20 protein-coding genes are annotated in these 23,811 nt (G+C 41.2%); 6 read left to right on the top strand and 14 right to left on the bottom strand.

What is annotated here, in order from left to right:
* Positions 1-42: 42 nt before the first annotated feature.
* The 6 genes from essA to EV579_RS13595 all read right to left on the bottom strand — a co-directional run bounded on the left by essA (position 43) and on the right by EV579_RS13595 (position 9,892).
* The gene (gene essA, locus EV579_RS13620; RefSeq protein ID WP_073207254.1) at positions 43-528 is read right to left on the bottom strand and encodes a type VII secretion protein EssA; all 486 of its coding nucleotides are present in this window, start codon (positions 526-528) and stop codon (positions 43-45) included.
* Entirely contained in the window at positions 518-3,412 is a 2,895-nt protein-coding gene (gene esaA, locus EV579_RS13615; RefSeq protein WP_133744626.1) for a type VII secretion protein EsaA, read from the bottom strand. The genes essA and esaA overlap by 11 nt, the downstream gene beginning before the upstream one ends.
* Positions 3,409-7,884 (bottom strand): type VII secretion protein EssC, encoded by a 4,476-nt coding sequence (essC, locus tag EV579_RS13610; protein ID WP_133744625.1) that lies wholly within the window; start codon positions 7,882-7,884, stop codon positions 3,409-3,411. The genes esaA and essC overlap by 4 nt, the downstream gene beginning before the upstream one ends.
* 51 nt (positions 7,885-7,935) lie before the next feature.
* Positions 7,936-9,249, bottom strand: coding sequence for a type VII secretion protein EssB (gene essB / locus EV579_RS13605; RefSeq protein ID WP_133744624.1), 1,314 nt, complete (start codon positions 9,247-9,249; stop codon positions 7,936-7,938).
* Between the two features lie 14 nt (positions 9,250-9,263).
* Complete coding sequence (gene yukD, locus EV579_RS13600) at positions 9,264-9,503, bottom strand: ESX secretion system protein YukD (protein WP_003213579.1); 240 nt, start codon at positions 9,501-9,503, stop codon at positions 9,264-9,266.
* Positions 9,504-9,598: 95 nt separating this feature from the next.
* The gene (locus EV579_RS13595) at positions 9,599-9,892 is read right to left on the bottom strand and encodes a WXG100 family type VII secretion target (RefSeq protein WP_003213769.1); all 294 of its coding nucleotides are present in this window, start codon (positions 9,890-9,892) and stop codon (positions 9,599-9,601) included.
* 406 nt (positions 9,893-10,298) lie between these two features.
* Here EV579_RS13595 and EV579_RS13590 point away from each other — a divergent pair, with 406 nt between their 5' ends.
* The 3 genes from EV579_RS13590 to EV579_RS13580 all read left to right on the top strand — a co-directional run bounded on the left by EV579_RS13590 (position 10,299) and on the right by EV579_RS13580 (position 13,489).
* Positions 10,299-11,528, top strand: coding sequence for a PucR family transcriptional regulator (locus EV579_RS13590; RefSeq protein WP_039181162.1), 1,230 nt, complete (start codon positions 10,299-10,301; stop codon positions 11,526-11,528).
* Between the two features lie 110 nt (positions 11,529-11,638).
* The gene (ald, locus tag EV579_RS13585) at positions 11,639-12,775 is read left to right on the top strand and encodes an alanine dehydrogenase (protein WP_034282594.1); all 1,137 of its coding nucleotides are present in this window, start codon (positions 11,639-11,641) and stop codon (positions 12,773-12,775) included.
* Positions 12,776-12,892: 117 nt separating this feature from the next.
* Positions 12,893-13,489, top strand: coding sequence for a biotin transporter BioY (locus tag EV579_RS13580; RefSeq protein ID WP_133744623.1), 597 nt, complete (start codon positions 12,893-12,895; stop codon positions 13,487-13,489).
* 39 nt (positions 13,490-13,528) lie between these two features.
* Here the strand turns inward: EV579_RS13580 and EV579_RS13575 are convergent, their stop codons facing one another.
* From EV579_RS13575 to EV579_RS13565, 3 genes are all read right to left on the bottom strand, one after another.
* Positions 13,529-14,305, bottom strand: a complete 777-nt coding sequence (locus EV579_RS13575) for a sporulation protein (protein WP_133744622.1) — start codon at positions 14,303-14,305, stop codon at positions 13,529-13,531.
* Positions 14,306-14,464: 159 nt separating this feature from the next.
* Complete coding sequence (locus EV579_RS13570) at positions 14,465-15,793, bottom strand: Na+/H+ antiporter family protein (RefSeq protein WP_133744621.1); 1,329 nt, start codon at positions 15,791-15,793, stop codon at positions 14,465-14,467.
* A 140-nt stretch (positions 15,794-15,933) separates the two neighbouring features.
* Positions 15,934-17,424 (bottom strand): leucyl aminopeptidase, encoded by a 1,491-nt coding sequence (locus EV579_RS13565; protein WP_133744620.1) that lies wholly within the window; start codon positions 17,422-17,424, stop codon positions 15,934-15,936.
* 324 nt (positions 17,425-17,748) lie between these two features.
* On the opposite strand from EV579_RS13565, the gene EV579_RS13560 reads away from it, so the two are divergent.
* Positions 17,749-18,225: a divergent PAP2 family protein gene (locus EV579_RS13560; RefSeq protein ID WP_024423347.1), complete on the top strand. Its 477-nt coding sequence runs from the start codon at positions 17,749-17,751 to the stop codon at positions 18,223-18,225.
* Between the two features lie 40 nt (positions 18,226-18,265).
* On the opposite strand, the gene EV579_RS13555 is transcribed toward EV579_RS13560, so the two are convergent.
* The 4 genes from EV579_RS13555 to EV579_RS13545 all read right to left on the bottom strand — a co-directional run bounded on the left by EV579_RS13555 (position 18,266) and on the right by EV579_RS13545 (position 20,878).
* Positions 18,266-18,898: a 3D domain-containing protein gene (locus EV579_RS13555; protein ID WP_133744619.1), complete on the bottom strand. Its 633-nt coding sequence runs from the start codon at positions 18,896-18,898 to the stop codon at positions 18,266-18,268.
* Between the two features lie 99 nt (positions 18,899-18,997).
* On the bottom strand, positions 18,998-19,318 hold the full coding sequence (locus EV579_RS13550) for a YuiB family protein (protein WP_024423349.1): 321 nt from the start codon (positions 19,316-19,318) through the stop codon (positions 18,998-19,000).
* An 81-nt stretch (positions 19,319-19,399) separates the two neighbouring features.
* The gene (locus EV579_RS19015; RefSeq protein WP_157840088.1) at positions 19,400-19,525 is read right to left on the bottom strand and encodes a YuiA family protein; all 126 of its coding nucleotides are present in this window, start codon (positions 19,523-19,525) and stop codon (positions 19,400-19,402) included.
* A gap of 135 nt (positions 19,526-19,660) precedes the next feature.
* Positions 19,661-20,878: an NAD(P)/FAD-dependent oxidoreductase gene (locus tag EV579_RS13545; RefSeq protein WP_024423350.1), complete on the bottom strand. Its 1,218-nt coding sequence runs from the start codon at positions 20,876-20,878 to the stop codon at positions 19,661-19,663.
* A gap of 391 nt (positions 20,879-21,269) precedes the next feature.
* Between EV579_RS13545 and yumC the strand changes: the two genes are divergently transcribed.
* The gene (gene yumC / locus EV579_RS13540) at positions 21,270-22,268 is read left to right on the top strand and encodes a ferredoxin--NADP reductase 2 (RefSeq protein ID WP_024423351.1); all 999 of its coding nucleotides are present in this window, start codon (positions 21,270-21,272) and stop codon (positions 22,266-22,268) included.
* A 47-nt stretch (positions 22,269-22,315) separates the two neighbouring features.
* Here yumC and EV579_RS13535 read toward each other — a convergent pair whose 3' ends face one another.
* Complete coding sequence (locus EV579_RS13535) at positions 22,316-22,522, bottom strand: hypothetical protein (RefSeq protein WP_024423352.1); 207 nt, start codon at positions 22,520-22,522, stop codon at positions 22,316-22,318.
* Between the two features lie 239 nt (positions 22,523-22,761).
* Here EV579_RS13535 and EV579_RS13530 point away from each other — a divergent pair, with 239 nt between their 5' ends.
* Complete coding sequence (locus EV579_RS13530) at positions 22,762-23,529, top strand: MerR family transcriptional regulator (RefSeq protein ID WP_181950633.1); 768 nt, start codon at positions 22,762-22,764, stop codon at positions 23,527-23,529.
* Positions 23,530-23,811 lie beyond the last annotated feature (282 nt).

Raw genomic sequence — 23,811 nt, 5'->3', positions numbered from 1 at the left:
AATCTGCATAAAGAAAAGCCTGCCTCTATTAAAAGAGACAGACTATTTCTTTTCAGCCTTCACATTCACCTTTGGAATCAGGATGATCATCACAACGAGACCAAGGGCTATCAAGAAACCAAAGATCATCGGAAGCAGTGCCGATGTCTGCTTCTCATGTTCATCCTCAGAAGGTGCTGATACAGCCGAATCACTAAAAGAGATATTCATCTCTTTCATCATACGAGCTGGTGTTTTCGGCGGGTTCTCCTTTAGATCACTAAATAACTGCGGAGAAAGAGATCCCCCCGGGGCTTTAGGCGGTTTAGCAAAATGAATGTCTGTTTTGATTTTTGATGTCGTTTTGCTTTGTTCGTATTTCGTTTGATCCCTCAATATACTCGAGTTAATATTGAGTTCCTTTTCCTGATATTCATTCGGCTTGACATTCGTATCCGTATCTTCATCAGCAGCGAAAGCAGCAGGGATGAGGAGAAAAAGGGAAACGGCAACGAGTGCCGTCCCTTTCACGAATAGATTAAGCTTCATGAGTCACATCACGTTCCTCTGTTTTATCTTTCCATAGCTTTTTCACAAGGGGTACGACCATGAAAAGAACAGTTAAAATCACTAAACCTGTGACGCCCATTCCAAAGGTGTCTCCATTTCCATATTGAATCGACAGATACACGTCTGTCACTGGATTGGTAAAGTGGAAATTCGGCATCACCAAATCAATTAACGGTGCGACAAAGAAGAAAATCAGCGCTGTTGCTGCCATCCACCCGGCAATAGAACCGAATAGGAAGGCCGTGCGAATAAAGGCAGAGCACGCCACTAATAACAAAATGGTGAAGATCGACCATTGAATGGCTTGATCATCGGCAAGTTTGTAAATGTTCAGTCCAAACAAACTGATCATGAGTCCGACTAATAGATTCAAGATGCCAAACAGTGCACCTTTGACCAGCATCGGAGCTGACGCATAATACGAGCTGAAAAAGCCAATTAACAAACTGCTGATCATCACAATGACCAAAATGACGACCGGCGGTACAGTCTGCGTTTTTTCTTCCGGCACATCGCCGCTGATTTTCAGCGGATTGGCTAAATGGTTATACACATAGTTGCTGTTGCCTTGATCACTTAATGTATTTCCTAGAATCCCCTTTAAATCTTGCTGAACAAGCTTTGTAGAGTCGACATTCTTGCTCCAGTTTTCATTCAGCGTATCTGCTTTTTCTTGAACTGTTGTGACACTCTCTTCAATGTTATTCGTATAATCCGCCACCCCTTTTTGGCGGTCGGTTAACGAACTCATATTTTCAGAAAGACGAAGCACTTCCTGTCCAATTGAATCCTGTGCACTGACAACTATTGAACTGCCTGCAAGGTCTGCTGTATACACCGCATCTCCTTGATCAGCCATTTGCTCAGCTACATTGTCCGCACTTTCAGAAATTGTCTGTAATTCCTGTTCCATGCTTGCCTGCTGAGTCGTAATGTACTCCGCATAACCATCTGAAAACTTCTGCATCTCATCAATAAAAGTAGACACATCATCGTTTGATGTCAGCATCTGGTTTTTGAGCTTATCCCAGTTTTCTGTTTCTTCTTTTTTGATGGAGAGGATGGATTGGATATTCTCTTCTTTTGCGTCATATAGAGAAGAGTTATTAGATGGTTGATAGACATTTGCGATCATCAGCTCTAGCTGAGAGAGTTGATTTGAATAGTCCATTAATTTTTTAGTTCTTGTTGATTTTGTTTCGAACTTTTTCTCAAAAAGATGATCGCTAAAGGCATTACTAATCGGTGAGTTCCTGCGCTTCAGCTCTTTTACTTTGCTTACAATGGATGATTCTTGATTTTTGATTTCATTCGGAATGACGTTATATCGATCTTGTAACCGTAGGATAGTCTTTTCAAGCTTTTCTACTTTTTTCGTAAGGGTCTCAAGCTCTTTACTCATCTGACTCACTTTGTCTTTTAATTCGTCGTTATGAGCGTCCGCTTTTTCTTGTATTTTCTTTTTCACTTCATCTAAGCGAGTTGAGAGTGCTTTTAGATCATCCTTCGATGTATTCGTGCTGCCGGTATCTGGCTGAGCAGGATCATCACCGGTTTTATCATCATTGCCATCTCCAGTAGGCGGTGTCTCCTGTTCTACTAATTGATCCGCAAGGTCGTTCATTTCTATTGAAATCTGTGAGAGCTCATTTGTTTCTTCCTCTAGGTTAATCCCAATCTCTTGTGGGTTTTCATTATCTTGATCTGATGGCTCGTCTTCATCAGAGTCAGCTGGCGGTTCAGGCTCGTCCATTAACTCTTGCCTTTTTGCCAATAGCTTTGTCTGCAAGTCTGATATTTTATTTCGATAATCTTCTAAGTAACGATCTTCATAGTTTTTAATCAGTTCCTTCTGAGACGCTATCACAAGTTCCGTTAACCCCGTGGATTGCTTAGGAATAACGTCTTCTCTCGACTTTTGAACAGATTGGATGGCGCTGTCCGTTGTTTTCAGCTGACTTTGTACCCCGTTGATGTCTGTTTTGAGTCCGCCCATTTGATCACTAAAGCTGCGGGCATTTTGGTTTTGAATGTCAGCGAGTTGTTTGAGCCCTTGCTGGATTTGCTTTTGGCTTGTTGATTGCGCTTTGATCAAGAGATCCTTTTGTTTATCTTGATACTGCTGGTATTGATCGACTACTTTCACAAAGTCCTTTAATTGGTTCTTTGCTTCTTCTGTTGTACTCAAGCCGTCTTTATATTGTTTCTGTGAATCGGCCATCGCATTTTTTAATTCTTCTATTTGTTTCTTCTGCTGCTGGACGGCATCTGATAGTTTGTTTGAGTTCGGTTTATAGAAGTTGTACATCGTGTTTTGGAATTCAACTTCTTTGCCGACAATATGCTCAAATTCTTCTCTCACATTGCCAATTTCCTGTGATACAAAACTCCAGTATAGCGTCGACATCTGTTCATTCATTTTCTTTTGCGCATTTTCCAGCTCTCTCTGCACTTTCTCTTTATTGACTGCATTGAGCTGATCTTGAATTGAAAATTGAATGGACGCCTTTTCAGGATGGTCTTTATCATAGCTCAGCACATTTTTAGAGAAATCAGACGGAATATAAAGGACAGCGTCATATTTTCTGTTTTTCAGTCCATTTTCCGCCGCACTGCGATTCACTACAGTCCATGTATAATCAGGACGTTCTGACAATGCTGCCACAACATCCTGTCCGAAACGAGCCGTGTTTTCACTTTCGCTCGCTCCCATATCCTCATTGACCACTGCAATATTTCGTGTGGCATTCTTCTTCTGTTTTGCCGGGTCATCTCCAATCAGGTGGAAAAATAAAACCGGCAGCACAAGAATCAATATCATGGTGGATACGATTTTGATGGAGCTTTTTTGCTGCTCTGTCATTGAACACTCTTCCTTTCTACCGCACATAAAGGAACCTGGATTTTCTTCTCTTTTCCGTTTTCAACCAAATACCCGAAGCCTGGCTGAATCTCTGGTTCTTGTCTTGCATACGGAAGCGGTATGATGTTTTGCTCTGATTTTTTCATGAGTAACATAGCATGACGAACTTGTTTGATTTCGTTTGTGAGTGCATCATAGCCCTTACTGAACTCGGTATGATTCCCTGATGCAATCAGGCTGAAGCCTAAGTGTGCATATGACTTCATGAAATCAGCTAATTGATCTTGAAGACGCGGATCGATCGTCTGCTGAAAACGCGTAATGCCATCAATCACAAGCACAATTTGAGGAAATGACAGCTGATCGGTCTCCCCTTGGCGCACAGCTTCGACATACATTTCTTCCCGCACCTTGAATATGCGGTCCATTTCTTCTGCCCATTCGGTGATATCATCTTTTGTTTCAAGGTAATCAATGTTCTCTTCTTTTGCATAATGGGATAGACCTCGATCAATTGAATCAAAGACAGCCAGCTTTTCAGGCTTTGCCACTAAAAGCTGATCGAGCATCAGTTTTGTCACATTTGTTTTCCCTCGCTGCGTTTGACCGATAATGAGGCAATGTTTATTCTTTTTCAAGTCAAAATAAACAGGTGCCACAGATTCCTCATCTAATCCGACTGGAATGTCATAAGGCAGTTTTTGTTCATCTAAACGACTCTCAAGCTCCCAAACTGTCAGCTTATCAGGAAGCATTGGCACAGGCTTTGGTTTTTCGGATGCTTCAAAGCGGTCATGAAGAAGCTGTATCTCTTGTTTCAAATGCTCAAACAATTCGAGATCGTTCTCTCCTTCAACTGGCAGAAACATTTGCGCAAAATAAAGCTCTTCTTTGTTAATAATAACTCGGCCTGGGATCGGCTCTAAGCTGAATTTCGGTCTGCCAATAATCGAGTACGCCTCTCCTTGATCCATTAAGTAATGGACAATCTTTGTTTTCAGATTGTTCATCAGCGATTGACGCACTGCATTTACCCGGGTTGCTGTAATCAAGAAGTATATACCTAGTGATTGTCCGTCACGGCTCAGCTGAATAAACTCAGATTCGAGCTCATGCATTTCGTCTTTGACAATGTCAAAGTTGTCAATCACGATAAAAATGAATGGAAGCTTTTTCTCATTTAAGGCGTTGTACATTTTGATATGACTCATTTCTTGCTGTCTGAATAAGCGCTTGCGATATTCAACCTCTTCCCGCAGACGCTTCATTGATTTTTGAATCTTTCTCATCTGATCCATTAAGAAATAATCCGCCGTATGCGGCAGTTTAGCTAACGGAAGCAATGTTCCGTTTCCGAAATCATAAATATATGCGTGCCATTCTTCAGGTGAATACCTCTCCGCAAAGCTCATCAGCAGTGTTGTGGCAGCAAGTGATTTGCCGTAGCCGGAGGAACCGAAGATGCCAATGTTCCCATCTTCCATCATTTGATAAGAAAGTGGATGCTGGCTTTGCTGATCTGGTTCATCGACAAGCGCAAAATGGAAGACATGCTCTTCACTCGACGCATAACGTGTTTTTGGAATCCGCTCTTCAAGCGGTGGAAGCCATGGACTTGGCAGCTTCTCAATTCCAAACTCCTGCTGCATACGTTCAATTTCATCCACAACAGCGGAAATCTCCGTCACTGTCTCTTTTTTCACTGCCGGCTCTGTGCTTACCCCTGATAACGGAATAAGACCAGTATCTGTCACAATGGCAATGTCATCTTCTGAGCCGTAGCCATCTTCCATATATGGTGCACCGCTCCAAGCCGATTGGAACAATTCATAAATTTCATTGTTGCCCACTTGTAAATAGCCGCGGCCTGTGACGGTAATGGATGCTGCATCACTATTTTTCAAAATTTCCTTACTGTCTGACGCATCTTGCACTTTTAGTGCGACCTTAAAGCGGGAGTTACTCCAAATCTGATCATCAATGACCCCGCCTGGCTTTTGGGTAGCCAAAATGAGATGGACCCCTAGGCTTCGGCCGATACGTGCAGCACTGACAAGCTCCCTAATAAAGTCTGGCTCTTCACTTTTTAATTCAGCAAACTCATCAGAGATTAAGAACAAGTGAGGCATTGCCTGCTCAGCCTTTTTCTCCTTGTAGAGCTTTGTATAATCATTGATGTGATTCACATGATACTGATCAAACAGCCGCTGTCTTTTCTTCAATTCACTTTTAATTGAGGCAAGCGCTCTTTCACTAAAGTTCTTGCTGCCTTCAATATTGGTGATCGTTCCAAGTAAATGAGGAATATTTCGAAACGGCTGCGCCATTCCGCCGCCTTTATAGTCAATCAACAGAAAAGCAACTTCATGCGGGTGAAAATGTACAGCGAGCGATAAAATATACGTCTGTAAAAATTCACTTTTCCCTGATCCCGTTGTTCCCGCCAACAGTCCGTGCGGGCCATGTGCTTTTTCATGCAGGTTCAGATCGACAATGTCGTTTTTCCCTTTATAACCAATTGGAACTGATAATGATTTGGCCGTTTCTGAAGTCAGCCATTTTTCACGAATGCCAATGTCATCTACCTGTTTGGCATGGAAAAGATCAAGGAATGAGACCGTCTCAGGAATCGAATTGGTCATACCGACTTGATGATCTAATGTTCTCAGGGTTCTGGCAAACAGTTCATTGTCCCCGCGCTGATGTGTATCAAGCTGAAACGGAATTCTTACTGCCTTCTTGTGCTGAATGAGAATATCCCCTTCTTCTTCGTTAATATAACGGACAAGCGTCGAAATATTTTCAGCTAAGCTTTCCTTTGTTTCTGCTGCAAAGATGATGGAAATGCCAAGATCTGTCCGGCTGCCTTCTAAGTATTCTAAAATCACATGCTCGGCAATGAGCTCATGATTTGTCACGATGAACACAAAATGAGGCGTAAAGATTTTCTTCTCTTTTTCTTCTTCTAAATCACGCTCACGTAAAATTTCATAGATTGAGGACAACAGCTGATCGCGTGTTTGTTCGTTGTAAATAAACCCTTTGCCATATGTATGAGGCAGCTGGAAGTGCGGAAGCCATTTCATCCATTCCCAGTTCTCATACTCCTGCTCATGAAAGATAAAGACAAATCTCAAATCGTGATAGCTGTGCGAGAAAGCAAGCTGCCCGACAAGCTGATGAAGCTCATTTTTCACAATCGCAGGCTTCCCAATTAATCCTGTTGGACCATCCGCAAGACCGAATGTAATCGGGACATTCTTCACTTCACGATATACTTTTTGCATGTGCTGCGTTTGTTCCATTAAGTCATCAACATCCCGGTTGGCCATATCGCCGCCGCTCATCGATAATTCATAGCTTGATGGAACTGCGCCCGTTCCAAGACGCAGATGCAAGAAGTCGTCACTCACAAGCGTCTTTTCCCAAATGCGGCCGCTGATTTCTGATGTTAAATACTTCATTTGTTCAAATGACGGATAATGATACGTCAAAATATATTGCTGGCGGTCATACAGCTCCTGCAGCTCTTTCCGCTTATTTTCTAAATAAAGAGAATAGACTCGCTGCCGCTTCTCTTCTCGTCTTTTGCGCTGTGATTTTTCTTTAAAGTATTGAACGGACGATGTAATTAACGTCATGATAAACATCGCCATCGACACGACAATAAAGATTCCGCGCGGCTGGATAAGGGCGACAATCCCCATCACAAGGAGCATGACAAGCGGCGGAAGGACAACAAGCCAAAGCCCTCTGCTGTTATTTTCACTCTCCTGCGAAGGAAAGCTAAAGGATACCCGGTCATCTGGTAAATCATAAATCAAACGCGGTGTACGTCTGTATGAAGGGTATTTTTGTTTTGTTTCTGTGCTTGGAGGTCTTGTTTTTTCCAAACGCGTTTGAAAAGGTTCGTAAGCTGTCACCTGTAATAAATCATCATCTATAAATGTCACCGTCAGAAAGTTCCAGAACAGCTCATCTCCGGCATAAACCTTCTCTGGACCGTAGATTTTCTTTCCGTTCACGTAAATCGTCTCGTCCTGAGGCATGACATACCATGTTCCTTCGATTTTCTCTAAAGTGAACTGGCTGGCATCTTGAAACATGGAATGAGCTTGTTCTTTCCACACATCGATCTCATCTTTCTCTTCACGTGAAAAAGACAGCTCAACTCTATTTCCTAGGTAATAAATATGCTGATCATGATGTGCATCCATTAAAATAAATATGAGTGAACCAAGCTGATATGGTTCATGTGGAAGTAATTTGCCTTTCTTCTCATTCCCCTGATAAATAGTAAAACCATCATTCGGTTCATCAGGAGATAAACGAATTGTCCCTTCATCAAATGAAAGTGAAGGGATTGTCACCGTATGCTCTATTACAGGTCCAATCAGAGCTTCTCGATTGAACTGCTCATCTAAACGGACGGTTTGATAATCCTCCTCATAAAAAACCCAAAGAAGACTCAAACGCTCCACCTCCTCATCGGACAGCACCAACTGTCAGTTGTATCGAAAGAATTATTTTTTCTCATCTTTTTTTGTCTGAGAGGTTTTCTTTTTCGCTTCAGATTCTTTCTCATTTTTCTCTTGATCGGCTTTTGACTGCTCTTTTTGTTCAGCTGTTTCATCTGTTTGGCTTGCGCCCGAGGAGTCACTTGTGCTTGTCTCGGTTGTTTCTTTTTCTTCATATTTCGCCATTTCTTTAATGATTGGATCTAGTTGTTTTTGTTTTTCTTCAGCAGAAAGGCTGTCATCATTTTGAATTTCATTGCGGTAGGCGACGAGTGCCGTGAATATGTACCTGTCGTCTCCAAGCACCCGTGCAATATCAAGTGCTTCCTTGCTATTGCCTTGTCCAATATGAATCCAGAATAGGAAGTATTGTGGATCTGTCTGTAATGTGTACGTTTCTGTGATTTCTTTTTTATGCTGATCAAGTAAGAGGCTGCCTTGATTCGTTTGTACATACGAAATGGCCAGTTCATATTGAAGAGAGACTGGCATTTTATTGGCTGGATACTTCTCTAACGTATCCACCACTTGACTGTACTGCTTGTTGAGATAATATTTATTTGCCTCGACGTATGCTTCTTGTTTTGGCATGGCAAAAAAGAAGGTATAAATGGTGTACACCAATGCAGGGATTAACAGGACAAGCAGACCTAGTCCAATGTATCGCTCGATCTTCCATTTCTTTTTAGGAATGGTTAAGAGCGTTTTTTCTTTCGTATCGATTGCTTTGATCTTTTGCTCAATCAAAGCTGACAATTCTTCCAGCGACTTCGTTTCACTAATTTCTTTTGCCAGCTCAGATAATTTCAACGTTTCATTGTAAGCCACATATTCTTGAAATTGATATTCATGGTCAACCACTCGAAGAACGACGGCCTTGACCTCTTTTAACAGGCGAAGTTCATCAGTTTCATATGGCGGGATGCTTTCTTTGACTCCATAATGCAAAAATGCAGGAGCTAAGCCTTGATGAAAAACAATGTTTTCAGGAGAAACAATAGGATGCAGCCGCTTCACGTCGTGTTTAAGAACTGCATCGACAAGCTGGTATGAAAAAATCCATTTGCTTTTTTCATCCTTTGCATGGATGAAACGAAATTCCTGATAGGCAGGAGGCGGTTGAATAGAAATGATGACCTCATCTTCAGTTAATTGAATCTCTTTCTGAAATGAAGGATTGATGTCTTTGATCGGTGCCGCTTCTAAACCGTCTAAGAGTTTAATTGTCTCTTTTTGAAAAATAAAGGTATAGGTGCCTCCCTCTTTTTTCATGACTGCTTCTAATTGTTCTTCTAAATAGGAACTCTTTTTATCTGCCATTTACAAAAGTCCTTTCATAGTATTTCCAGCCTGTCTCCTGTGGTAATTCCACAGTCTGACAGCTTATATTCGCCTGAAAACACAGCTTTCTTATTGACTACTCGCACCCATCCGCCTTCCCGCTTTGGAAGCGAGATTTGTTTTGCCTGCCAGGCGATATGGATGACTTGTTTAATATGTAAATAATTTGATAGTCTCAAATCAAACACACTGCCATCATAATTTTTTAAGTCGATGGTAATATCGATATACACAAATTTCCACCTCACAAAATAGAAAGAGCGCCGGCATCCATTGACAGACTCGGCGCTGTTTCTGCTTTTCACACTTAGAAAGGAAATCCCCTTGATTAGCCGCGGATTTGGCTTGCGATGTCTTGGTCAGTGCTTTCAAGTGTATTTGCCGTTTGATCAAGCTGATTGCTGACATCTGTTAATAGATCAGACATTTTGATAAATGAAGGCTTAAGCTGTTCGTATTGATCAGCAAATGCTTCACTAGAAGCACCTTCCCACATTCCTTTTAAATCAGAGATCATTCTATTTAGACGATCAACTTGGTTTAACACTTCTTGACTTTCAACACCATATTGCTTAGCGGTCGCTCTTAGTTCTTCTGGGGTTACGCGAATAATTCCTGACATATTCCTCATTACCTCCCGTGCATAGCCGCCATATAATGGGCTAATCCACTTATTTTTTGACGTTATTATTATAAAAACAGAAATGATACACAGTCAAACAAATCTGTTTTTATTTTACAAAATGAGTCTATAGAATTACTGTTTTTTCGCTTTTTATCTAGTATTTAACAGTTTTTTGGTCATATATTCTTAATAAGTATCCACCGACTTCGGTGGACCTTTCCGCCTATTGATTTTTTACTACGTTATTATTGTACTATTTCTTTTTCATCGTGCTTCAACATCCACTTGCTTGCTTCTCACACTTTTTGTTTTTTTTAGTTTATGGCAGTTTTTTGTTGATTTACGTACCTCATTCTCTTCATAATGTAAGTACGTGAAATATTCGAAAAAGCAGGGGTTTTTTATGACAAAAAAGACAGATCCGTTTAAGTATAGTCTTGATCGTTTAGAGGATGTGGCAGACCAAATAAGTGATGTGCTCAATTGCCCTATTACTATAGAAGATACTCATCATCGATTATTGGCATATAGCACACACAATGATTTTACTGATCCCGCCAGAACTTCAACCATTATCTCCCGCCGGGTACCAGAAAAAGTCATCAATCGGCTTTGGAAGGACGGCATCATTCCTACACTCCTTAAAACAGACGAACCGCTTCGTGTCCCTCAAATTGCAGAGGTGGGTTTATCTAGCAGGGTCGCCATATCCATCTGGAAGGACAAAGAAGTGCTCGGATTTATTTGGGCGATTGAATCTACGCAGCCATTTTCAGAAGAAGAAATGGACCTTCTCAAAATGGCAGCACATGCCGTGAAAAACAAATTACTCAATTTACAAATTCGAAAAACAAAAACAGAGGAACGCAATCAGGAGCTTTTCTGGAAAATGCTCACGGGTCATATTCATGAAAAGGATGAGATGCTTGACCTATTTTTAAGACTTGGCATCAGATGTCCAGACACATATGCCATCATCATCTTCCGTCTTCGTGACGAACTCACAGAGGAGACAGAAAAAAAGCTGTCCTATCTGCTTGAAACAACACAGCAAGTACAGGTATTGTTAACGACTGTTGATTTTCACGAATTCATTATTCTTGTCTCACCAAAAACAGAACATCCACTTCAAGATATTAAACAATTCACAAGCGGCATGCTGCAGCAACTTGCGGACCGGTATCATATTCAGCATGTTCAGGCAGCAATTGGAGGAATTTACGATAACATCTCTCAAATTCAGCCTTCCTATAAAGAAGCACTGGCTGTATTAAAAACGAAAGAACGCTTTCCAGTTGAAACAGAACGTTTAAACAGCTTTTCTGAACTAGGCATTTATCAATACCTTGATGTGCTTGCTGAGAAGCGAAAGGGCTCTTCTTACTCCAGTTACTCTTTATCGAAGCTGGAGGATTACGACCTGAGGCATCATTCCAACCTCGTCGAAACACTTGAACGGTTTATTGACTGTGACAGCAATGCCAATATTGCCGCAAAGCAATTAAATATCCACATCAATACCTTAAATTATCGATTAAAACGGATTACAGACATCGCAGAAATTGATTTAAAAAACATGAATGAGAAAATGACCATATACCTTGATATGAAGCTAAAAAACGTCCATTTGTGAAATTTCACAAAGAGGCGTTTTTTTATTTTTTATTTCAACCGAAGAATTTTCTAAACTTTCAGGATACACTAGACATACAATATCAATAGATAAGCATAGGAGGAATAAACATGATCATCGGCATTCCGAAAGAAATTAAGAACAATGAAAACCGAGTGGCATTAACACCAGGAGCAGCTTCTCAATTGCTTTCAGCTGGACATCAGATTTTAATTGAAACAAACGCTGGTTTTGGAAGCGGATTCACTGATGACGATTATGTATCTGTTGGTGCAGAGATTCTTGATCAGGCGAAAGATGTATGGGCATCTTCTGATATGATCATGAAAGTAAAAGAACCATTACCTGAGGAATATCCTTATTTCAGAGAAGGACTCATCTTATTTACGTACCTGCATCTAGCCGCAGAGCCCTCCTTGGCTGAAGCATTAAAACAAAAAGGCGTTACAGCCATTGCTTATGAAACCGTAACGGACGGAAAATCACTCCCACTTCTCACACCTATGTCTGAAGTAGCAGGCAGAATGGCCGCTCAAATTGGTGCACAATTTTTAGAAAAGCCAAAAGGCGGAAAGGGTATTTTACTTGCAGGTGTACCAGGGGTATCAAGAGGAAAGGTCACCATTATTGGTGGCGGGGTTGTTGGAACAAACGCAGCGAAAATGGCTATTGGACTTGGCGCAGATGTCACCCTGATTGATGTAAACGCAGAACGCCTGCGTCAGCTGGACGACCAATTTGGCCATCAAATGAAAACGTTAATGTCCAATCCTGTCAACATTGCAGATTCAGTCAGTGAGGCAGACCTTCTCATTTGTGCTGTGCTGATTCCTGGTGCCAAAGCACCAACGCTTGTGACAGAAGAAATGGTGAAACAAATGAAGCCTGGTTCTGTCATTGTGGATGTAGCGATTGATCAAGGCGGTATTGTCGAAACCATTGATCACATCACAACCCATGATCAGCCTACTTATGAAAAACACGGCATTTTACATTATGCTGTCGCTAATATGCCAGGCGCGGTTCCGCGGACATCAACTGTTGCTCTAACGAATGTCACTGTTCCATATGCGCTGCAAATTGCGAATAAAGGCGCTGCAAAAGCTATTAGAGAAAACAATGCCATCGCAGAAGGTGTCAATGTGATGAACGGACATATCACGTACGAAGCGGTCGCTCGTGATCTCGGCTATGATTACGTACCTGTCAGCAAAGCCATCGATGCCACTTTTATGACTGAAGCTTAGTCAACTACCCGCCTTCTTGATGGGCGGGTTTTTATTGTTAACTTAAAATAAAAACAAGTTGACAAAATTTCTTCTTCCCCTTAATCTATTTGTACAGATAAGACAGGGGGAAACATCATGCAAAAGAAGACACGAACTGCTGACTTTGTGCTAGTCGGAATGTTTGCTGCACTCATGGCTATCGGGGCCAATATCACATCCATTGTGCCATTTTTACAGGTCGGCGGAATTCCACTTACGATGCAGCCGTTTTTTTGTGTGCTTGCTGGTCTCTTACTCGGCAGACAGCTTGGCGCATTAGCTATGATTGTCTATGCCTTGGTTGGAATTGCTGGTGCACCTGTATTCGCCCAGTTCTCTGCGGGCTTTGGGGTCATTTTAGGGAAAAGCGGCGGCTTTGTACTATCGTACATCCCTGCTGCCTGGCTTGCTGGATTCATTCTAGAGAAAAGAAAAAATCCTGGTTTTGGTCGCTTTTTGCTTGCAGCCATTGCTGGTACGACCGTGATGTATGTGATCGGAACGACCTATACATACCTCGCATTAAATGTATGGCTCAATGCACCGATTTCCTATCAAACCACGTGGTTCTTTATGATCTGGTTTATGGTAAAAGACTACGCATTGACCATATTACTTGCGATGCTGGCACCTAAAATTTATCGTTCTGTTTCCAAAGCCACATCCTTTCGAAAACAAGAAGCTGTATCATAGAAAAAAGAGCCAGTCTTCATTCAGGCTCTTTTTTCATCATTACTCAGCGTATTGATCTATGATTTCTTCTAGCATTCCTTCAAGCACTTCTACATCTTCAAGATCTGATGGACTGAAGCGGTAGCGTACAAGCTGTTCTCCATCATTATACATCTCCTCAAGCCAGCCTCTCAGGCCTCTTGCTCTACGGTCGACTTCGAAAACAATATCTAATCCGCCTTCATCTATCAGAAAAATCAGCTCTAACTCATCAAGCATATAGCGATAGTAGTCTGATGTCGGAATGAACTCGAATTCTTGGACGAATGGCAGGCGCCGCTGAAAGTAAGGTGCTTGCTCACAGTCTGCTTCATTCAGGTGGAAGCCAAGATTTCTAGTGGCCTCCAGTACATTTCTCACCCAAGGATGAGCTTCAACGAAAATGCGGTCATAGTCAGATTTATCGATTCCGCCTTGGATATCAAGGTCTGTCTCTACTGCAATTTCCACTTTTCCGATCGTCATCGGGGTATCAATAGGAAGAATAAATGAAAAAGGAAATTCATGCTTTTCTCCAGGCTGGATGGTAAAAGAATCCGTCACCCGTACAGAATGGATGTTTGCATATTTTCTACGCTCTTCATCATCTTTTACAATCACATACTGTGTTTCAATTTTAACATTGATATGGCGGATTTCCTGAGAGATTTTCCCGCCCTTTACATGGACAGTTCCCTTTACTTCTTGTCCTGGATAATAAGCGTTTTTCTCTAAAATGGTATCTACTTTTGCCGCACCAATTCCTGCACTTGCCGCTAGTTTTTTAAAAAATGACATGTCCCATCTTCCCCTTTTCACTTTTATCAGCATATATACGTAAGATAGAGGAAGAAAGATTCATTTAATTCATACTTTTGTCCTAATTATTTTTTCATCTGCAAACAACAAAAAAGCTTATAGAAAAAACATCATCGTTTTCTCTACAAGCTTTTCATTTTACAGAATAATCGCCGCCAGCCAGCCGAACAGAACAAGCGGAATATTATAATAGATAAAAGTCGGGACACAAGTTCCCCAAATATGGTGATGCTGTCCATCCATATTCAAACCAGATGTTGGTCCAAGCGTACTGTCACTTGCAGGTGAACCTGCATCTCCAACAGCCGCAGCAGAGCCAATAATGGCAATGGTAGCCATTGGACTAAATCCTAAGTGTAAGCAAAGTGGAACAAAGATGGTTGTAATAATCGGAATCGTTGCAAATGATGATCCGATCCCCATTGTCACAAGTAGACCAACGAGCAGCATTAAAATCGCCGCAAGACTCTGGCTGTTTCCGATAAATTGGGAAGATGCTTTGACAAGAGATTCAATATCTCCTGTTTTTGTTAAAACGTTGGCAAATCCAGCCGCAACAAGCATGACAAAACCGATAAATGCCATCATATTCATTCCAGATGTAATGAGTTCATCTGCTTCACCGCGTTTCATCATTCCAGTCACAAACAAGACAAGCAGTCCTGAGAGTGCACCGAAGATCATTCCTTCCACACCAAGGCTTTGCGATAGATAAAGCTGGACAATCAATGAAACGAGAATAGCAAGACCGGCAAAGAATAAGCTTTTTTTCGTATAAGCCGATTTTTCTACGTCTGTAATTTCACGATCCTCATATACCTTCGGCTTTCGATACACAAAAATGGAAACGATCAATCCAAGAACCATACCCGCAACTGGAATCAGCATGGCATAGGGAATATCTGCTAAGTTTACAGTCAGACCCGCTTCCTTCATATTGTCACGAAGCATTCCGTGGAAAATCTGTCCAAAACCGACTGGAAGTAATATATATGGTGCAGTGAGTCCGAAGGTCATGACACACGCTAGCAGTCTGCGGTCAATCTGAAGCTCGTTAAACACCTTTAATAACGGCGGAATTAAGACTGGGATAAAGGCAATATGAACAGGAACGACGTTCTGTGAAAAACAAGACACGATCAAAATGACAAGAACGATGAGCACTTTTGATAGTGTTTTCCGTCTTGAATCGCCTTCTTTTCCTAGAAGCTTCACTGCTCCTTCAACCATGGCATCTGGAAGACCTGTTTTCGTCAGTGCCGCAGCAAATGCTCCTAATAACGCATAACTAATCGCCACGGTTGCATTTCCTCCGAGTCCGTCCGTAAAGGCGTCCACTGTTCCTCCCAAGCCTAATCCACCTGCAAGTCCGCCAGCTAAAGCGCCTATGGCCAGCGCAATCACAACATTGACCCGCAGCAAGCTTAATATCAACATTAAAACAACCGCTAAAACAACTGCATTCATGGTGAAACCCCCGAAATCCTTTAGTTTACTAATGTAGTAGATAATTAAAGTACCAACGTATGTTACCATAGAAAAAAAACTTCGTCAAATGGCGTATGTCCTACATAAAAAAGCCCTGCCACTCGGCAGAGCCTTATCCTTTATTTTGTTCCTTCAAATCGTTCCACAAATGTTGCGAGTGATCTCACCATCACCCCTGTTGCCCCTGTTGGTCCAAAGCATGAAGGTTTTTCTGTTGTTGCAGTTCCTGCAATATCTAAGTGAACCCAAGGCGTCTCCTCTGCGAATTCGCCAATGAAAGCACCTGCCATGATCGCATGACCATCACGGCCTGGTGAGTTATTGAGATCCGCCATTTTGCTGTTTCGTACTCGTTTCTTATCTTTTTCCGTGATTGGCAGCTGCCAGATCATTTCACCGCATTCTTCTGATGCTTCTTTAAACTGAGCGTACAGCTCATCGTTATTGGTCATCGCTCCTGTTGTCTCATTTCCAAGCGCCACAATGACACCGCCTGTTAATGTGGCCACATCTACAAGGACAGAGGCACCGTGCTGCTTCGCATATGTCACCCCATCTGCTAAAACAAGACGGCCTTCTGCATCCGTATTGAGCACTTCGATTGTTTTACCGCTTAGTGACACAATCACGTCGTCCGGCTTCATAGCGTCTGCCGAGATCATATTATCGGTTGAGGCGATGACCGCAATGACATTTTGCTCTGGGCGAAGTTCGCCGATGATTTCCATTGCGCCTAGAACAGAGGCTGAGCCGCCCATATCTGTTTTCATGCCAACCATACTCGCTCTTGGCTTTAAAGAATAGCCGCCAGTATCATACGTGATGCCTTTACCGACAAGGCCGATGACGTCTATCCATTCTTCCTTGCCTTGATATTTCAATACGATGAGTTTTGGAGGTTCTGTTGAGCCTCTATTGACGGCTAAAATACCGCCCATTCCGAGCTCTTCCATTTGTTCTTTATCTAAAATTTCAATCTCAAATTCATATTTATATGCAAGCTCTGCCGCATACGAAGCCAGATCAGAGGATGTGAGCATGTTCGGTGGCATATTCACAAGGGTACGAGCCGAATTAACTGACTGTCCGTACACTTCGCCGACTTTCAAACTCGCCTGAATTTCAGCTTGATCATGCTCTGTCGTTGCATAAACAAACTCGATAAAACGATCCGGTTCATTTGTTTTATGTTTAAAATCCTGTAATTCATATGTAGCTAAAAGGCAGCTTTCAGAAAGGGCATGGGCTGCATCTTGAGCAGGCAGATCCTTTCCAATAAACGTATCCAGCAAGACAGAAACCGCTTGCTTTTTATCTTGATGAAGCTTTTTGAATAAATGGGCAAACACTTCTTTTGCCTCTTCAAACGTGTAATCTGATTCCTTCCCAAGCCCGACAAAATAAATGCGTTTGATGCCTGTTTCAGGGGATGGGAAAAATTTCGAAAGCTGATTTCGTTTGGATGAAATGTCGCCTTCTTTTAATAATTCAGTGATTCTTCCTTCAAGTAATTCATCCATTTCTTTTGCTTTTCCTGATAATTGGCTCTTTTGAAAAAGTCCGATCGCCAGTGTATCTTTATGCTGCAATTCATTTGTCGAGAAAAACATATTTATCACACGCTCCTTAATGAACTCCATTTTTCACATTGGAACTTCTATTATATCAAAATTTGCGTGCCTATACGATCATTGCCAGTCTGTCTTTCCTTGATGAACATTTATATTTTCACACGCGGAAGGGCATCATGAAAAAGCGGCGAAAACTCGAGCAGCCTGTCTTTGTTCTCCTCGTTCCACATCTACTTTCTTTAATGTTATAATGAACATGGACTTGGCAGCTTTTTTTACTGCTATCATTTTTTCATCATACTAGGATTTTTAGTCCATCATTTCGCACAATATTTTTTCTTAAAGAGAGGATGTTTCTTGTTCATGAGCGTACTGACGAATTTTCCGCTGCTTGCCAGCCTTGCAGCCATCTTTTTTGCTCAATTTGTAAAAGTACCGATTCAATTTATCATTTCTAGACGACTAGATTGGTCGCTCATTACAAGCACAGGCGGAATGCCAAGTTCACACTCCGCAGCAGTAACAGCACTCTCAACAGCAGTGGCTTTAGAGCACGGGCTAGATACATCTATCTTTGCCATTTCCGCCATCTTTGCCATTATTACGATGTTTGATGCGACAGGCGTTCGCAGACAGGCAGGAGAACAGGCGACTGTTCTCAACAAGCTCGTAACAGATTTTAACCGATTTGTTTCCGAAGCAAAGAATTTCCCGAATGCGGAAGAAAAAGAAAAGCAAAAGAAATTAAAAGAGCTTCTTGGTCATAAGCCGATTGAAGTCTTCTTCGGCGGTTTAACAGGGATCTTGCTGACACTCATCTTAGATTATTACTTCATGTAGAAGCGAAAAAGCTTTGGACCTTAAACGGCCCAAAGCTTTTTTATTCTTTATTGGCTTGAAACTGCTGACGGAATACCTGCATCGATTCTGCTTCATTAAGCTGATTTAAGTCTTTTTCCGTTAACGTCCCTTCACCCTTTTTGATGATATACACATCGAGCACTTTTTTACCCCATTCTCTATACACATCATCAACGGTTTCATAGTATAAATCAAGCTTATGGCCTTTAATGGCTTTCCCGGTATCTGCAACCACACCGTAGCCATAGTTCGGGATAAACAGCACCGTTCCAATCGGAAAAACAGATGGGTCGGCTGCCACTGTTGAGTATAAATCACGTTTCACTTTGACGCCTGAATATGTAATGCCATATGCATGATGTTCCTTCGTTTTGCCTGTTGATTCCACACCTGCTGTATAGCCGGTTGCCACAACTTTCTGTTTCGGGTAATCGTTCCAATTAAAGGCTTCTTCGAGAGAAACAGCCCGCGAATCTTCACTTTTAAGTGCGATCGTTTCCCTTTTTGGCTGCTGAAAAAAAGAAGATACTTGCTTGCCCGCATCGGTTTTTTTCACCCATACAGCTAAATCACTTGGTTCGACTCCAGATATGCCCGTAAAGCTTGTCAAAAGTGCAAGCATGAATAGGGCGGTCATGAACAATCGTTTCATCTCTATTTGTCACTCCTCTACCCATCTATTTGTTTCCAAACAAAATGGAAACTATGCAAAGGAGAAACAAAAAAACCCACTTGCGTGTCCACAAGTGAGTTAAAACATTTGATACCCTCTTTTTCGAAGTGCATTAATGACAAAACCTGATGTGATTGCACCGATCAGGCCGCTTAATAAGATGATGATATCTGCCGCAGCGAGTGAGACAATCCGGTCTCCTATTCCTGAAAAAGCAGTGCCAGGCTCTCTTACATAAGCGATCATCTTTTGATTGTTGATAATGAAAAGGCATACAATTGGATATAAAATAGCCATAATCCATGACATTCTCAGCAACATATTGAGCAAAAAGCCAATGCCGAAGAATAACACGAAAAATAAAATAACTGAAATGATAACGACTGGTAAACTGATCACTTCATCTCCACCCCCAAATATCCCATCATTAGTTTAACTTGGAAATAGAGATGAAGTCAATCAATGGAAAAAGCAGATCGATTAACGCTTCTTTCCTGTCCCTTTACATTCCTCACACGTTTCAGATCCGCCGAGCAATAGCTGAAAATACCCTTTTCCTGAACAATATTGACAGGTTGATGTTTTTTCCTTTGTTTGTGCATTCATATTGCTCACTCCTTAATCTAAATTTTCTGATAATTCATCATAACATATTTTGCCGTCAATGACCAAGTGAGAAAATATACCACAACTTATAAAAAAACGTGTATCACGAGGATACACGTTTTTGTCTATGATGGTTTAGAAGAACTTGAATTTTCCTTTTTTCAGAACAAGTCCTGGTCCGCCAACCATGAATAAAGAACGGTTGTCGATGATTTTCTTCATTGCAGAAGCTTTTGTTCCTTGAAGTTTTTTACCAAACGCAACACCTACAGCGTCGTGTTCACCAAGAGAAGCAACTGTTCCTTTGATGTCTGGCTTAAAGCTTTCAAGAGAACCGCCTTTTACTAGTGCTGCAAGGTTTTTCGCTACTGTTTCACCTTGCTGCATAGCGATTTGTGCAGTTGGTGGGTATGGACGGTTGATTTCTTCATTGATAATCAATGAACAGTCACCAATGATGAAGACATCATCATTTTCTGGTACACGAAGATCTGGAGAAACTTTTACGCGGCCGCGCATGTTTTCAAAACCAGCTTCTTCAACGATTGGGTTACCGCGTACACCTGCTGCCCAAACAACAGTTGCAGCTTTGATTTCTTCTGTATCATCGTCTTTTCCAACAATGATCCCCTCAGGCGTACATTCTTTGATCGCTGTACCAATTTTGAACTCAACACCTTTACCTTGAAGGTAGTTCATCGCATAGTCGATCAATTCTGGATCGAATCCAGGAAGAGCTGTTGGCGCAGCTTCTACACAGATGATACGCACGTCTTTTTGATCAATGTCATACTCTTTGCAAAGCTCAGGCACACGGTTTCCAAGCTCACCAAGGAACTCAATACCTGTGAATCCTGCGCCGCCGACAACGATTGTCAAACGCTCTGGACGTTTTTCAGCATCCGTATTATACGTCGCAAATTGAAGCTCAATGTGCTCACGAAGCTGACGAGCAGAGTTGATGTTAGAGATTGAGAATGCGTATTCTTTCAGTCCTGCAATACCAAATGTTTCAGGAACAGCACCAAGTGCAACAACAAGGTAGTCATAAGAAAGTTCGCCATCTGATGTCACAACTTTCTTCGCTTCCTTATCAATGCTTTCAACTGTTGCTTGTACAAAGTTGACACGGGAACTGTTAATCACATCTTTGATTTGATAACGACAGCGGTCATGATGAAGAGTACCTGCACTTGCTTCATGAAGCCATGTTGTTTCGTAATGATAATTATGCTTGTTCACAAGAGTAATGTCCGCATCATTTGTGCCAAGCTGTTTTGTTAATCTTGTTACAGTCATTAATCCGCCATAACCTGCACCTAATACAACGATTTTCGGTTTATTCACTGGAATCACATCCACCTTTTTTAAATTTGCTGTAAAACGGATAAAGAATTACATATCGTTATTCTCAACCGCTTTGCGGCATTTTATGAAATTTAAACAAAAAAATAAGTATGTGAAAATCTGAACTTTCACCTACATAAAACGAAAGCATTTGACCGTATCCGACAAAAATTCATAAAAAATTAATATTTAGTTCCCTTAACAATAATAGCGAGTTCTGCTCCAATTTTCAAGGCTTTAAACTGAAAATCCTTATGATAAACGGTCTTTCTCACTTTTTCCTCCTTTTCAAAGCTTCGGCATCAAAAAACGACAAGTTTTTCAAAACAAGTCAAAGGGCGATATGTGGTATGATATGATATAGTGATAACAATTTTCATTTGGGAGGATTAAAGGAATGCAAGAAGATTCTAAGGTATATGACATTACCGTTATCGGGGGCGGCCCAGTTGGATTGTTTACTGCGTTTTACGGAGGCATGAGACAGGCAAGTGTGAAAATCATTGAAAGCCTTCCTCAGCTCGGCGGTCAACTATCCGCTCTTTACCCTGAAAAATATATTTATGATGTGGCTGGATTTCCAAAAATCCGCGCACAAGAATTAGTTGATAACTTAAAGGAACAAATGGATAAATTTGATCAAACCATTTGCTTAGAGCAGGCAGTTGAAACGGTTGAAAAGCAAGCAGATGGGATCTTTAAACTTGTGACAAATCAAGAGATTCATTATTCTAAAACAATCATCATCACAGCTGGTAACGGTGCATTCCAACCGAGAAAGCTTGAACTTGATTCAGCAGAATCATTTGAAGGAAGCAACCTGCATTACTTCATTAATGACTTGAACCAATTTGCCGGCAGACGTGTTGCCGTTCTTGGGGGCGGAGACTCTGCGGTGGACTGGGCACTTATGCTTGAACCAATCGCAAAAGAAGTATCTATTATTCACCGCCGCGATAAATTCCGCGCACATGAGCACAGTGTAGAAAACCTGCACAACTCGAAAGTCAATGTACTAACACCATTTGTACCAACTGAGCTCATTGGTGAAGACCGCATTGAACAAATCGTGCTCGAAGAAGTCAAAGGCGACAAAAAACAAGTGCTTGATGTGGACGACGTGATCGTCAACTTCGGTTTTGTTTCCTCCCTTGGACCAATCAAACAATGGGGCCTTGAAATCGAAAAGAACTCCATCGTGGTGAAATCTACAATGGAAACAAACATTGAAGGCTTCTATGCGGCAGGAGACATCTGTACGTATGAAGGAAAAGTCAAATTGATTGCAAGCGGATTTGGTGAAGCACCAACTGCTGTCAACAATGCGAAAGCTTACATGGACCCGAAAGCCCGTGTACAGCCTCTCCATTCCACAAGCTTATTTGAAAACAAATAAGAACGGATCAAAAAAGGAGTTCCCACTCGCGGAACTCCTTTTTTCGTTTATTTAAAAACCCCAATATAGGCATTTGCCATTCCAAGTACCATTGCAGCAAGCAGCACCACAACAATCCCTGCCACAACCAAAATCACCCGATCCTTCACACGTTCCTTTTTCGGAAGCGGCTTCTCAATCCCGCAAGATGGACACGTTTTGGAACGATAAGGAATCAGTTCATGACAGTTCCTGCAATTGATTTGTTCACTCAAACCTCAGCAACCTCTTTTCTCACTACAGTTTATGTTTGGTTCTCATGATACTCTTTTCGAGTGGAAATAGCCAGTTGTTCGGGCCAGCTGTAACAAAATTGAGCGATTTGCGAAAAAAAACATAGCTCCTTGAATCCGCTGCTTCAAACAAGATCAACAATGATATAAATTTTTAAAAAGATGATTGACCCTAACGCAACGTCATATTTTATAGTGGATATCAAGAGAGGTGAATTGAAATGAAAGTAAAAGAAGTGGCTGAATTATTTGGTATTAGCATTCGTACACTTCATCATTACGACAAGATTGGTTTATTGACTCCAAGTGAAGTCACAGATAATCGTTATCGGCTCTATTCAGAAGAAAACCTTGAAACATTGCAGCAAATATTATTTTTCAGGGAACTTGGATTTCCATTGAAGGAAATCCAAAAGATGATGCACAATCCTTCATTTAATAAGAAAGAAGCATTTATGCTACAAAGAAAAATGTTAGTAGAGAAACGAAATAATCTCGATAAAATGATCGGAAATATTGATAAGACGCTACAGCATTTAACGGGAGAAACTCAATACACCTATAAAGAAAGGTTTGAGAATATGAATATGAATTTTAGCCAATATGAAGAAGAAGCTCGTCACCGTTGGGGAAATCAAGCTGTTGATGAAGTCAGCGCAAAACTAAATCATTTGTCTAAAGATGAACAAATTAAATTATCTGATAGCTGGGATAGCATATTGAATAAACTAGCCTCTCTTCGCAGCCAATCCCCTAAATCCAAAGAGGTGCAAATCGTCATCAAACAATGGTACGACTTTTTAAACGAAAACTTTCGTTATTACTCTCTTGATGCTTTTTACGGTTTAGGCCAACTCTATATTCAAGATGAACGTTTCACAAAGAATATAGATCGTTATGGTGAGGGCTTGGCATCATTTATGAGCGAAGCGATGAAAGTCTTTACTACTCTTCATAAAAGAGGGAACAGCTTTGAAAATGATGATTGAGAATACAATCGATTAATACGAAATGTTATTCTCAACGAAACACAACAAAGAACATTTTTTCCGACACACCATGATGAAACCTTTTGAAAAGATGTGGAAGATGAACAGAGGAAATACTAAGAAACTGCGAGCTTTTTTCTAATTAAATATCTTTATAAAGAGGACGTGCTGAGTGATTGAAGTCATGTCCTTTTTATGCATCTTCAAAAACAACACAAAAAACCTCCTCAAGAAAATGATTAATATGAGGAGGTCTTCATTATACAAATGGTTTTACAGAAT

Source organism: Bacillus sp. BK450 (genome assembly GCF_004364885.1).
GTDB lineage: Bacteria > Bacillota > Bacilli > Bacillales > Bacillaceae > Bacillus > Bacillus safensis.
The sequence above is the reverse complement of the archived record's forward strand: the minus strand, read 5'-3'. Positions and strand labels throughout refer to the sequence as shown.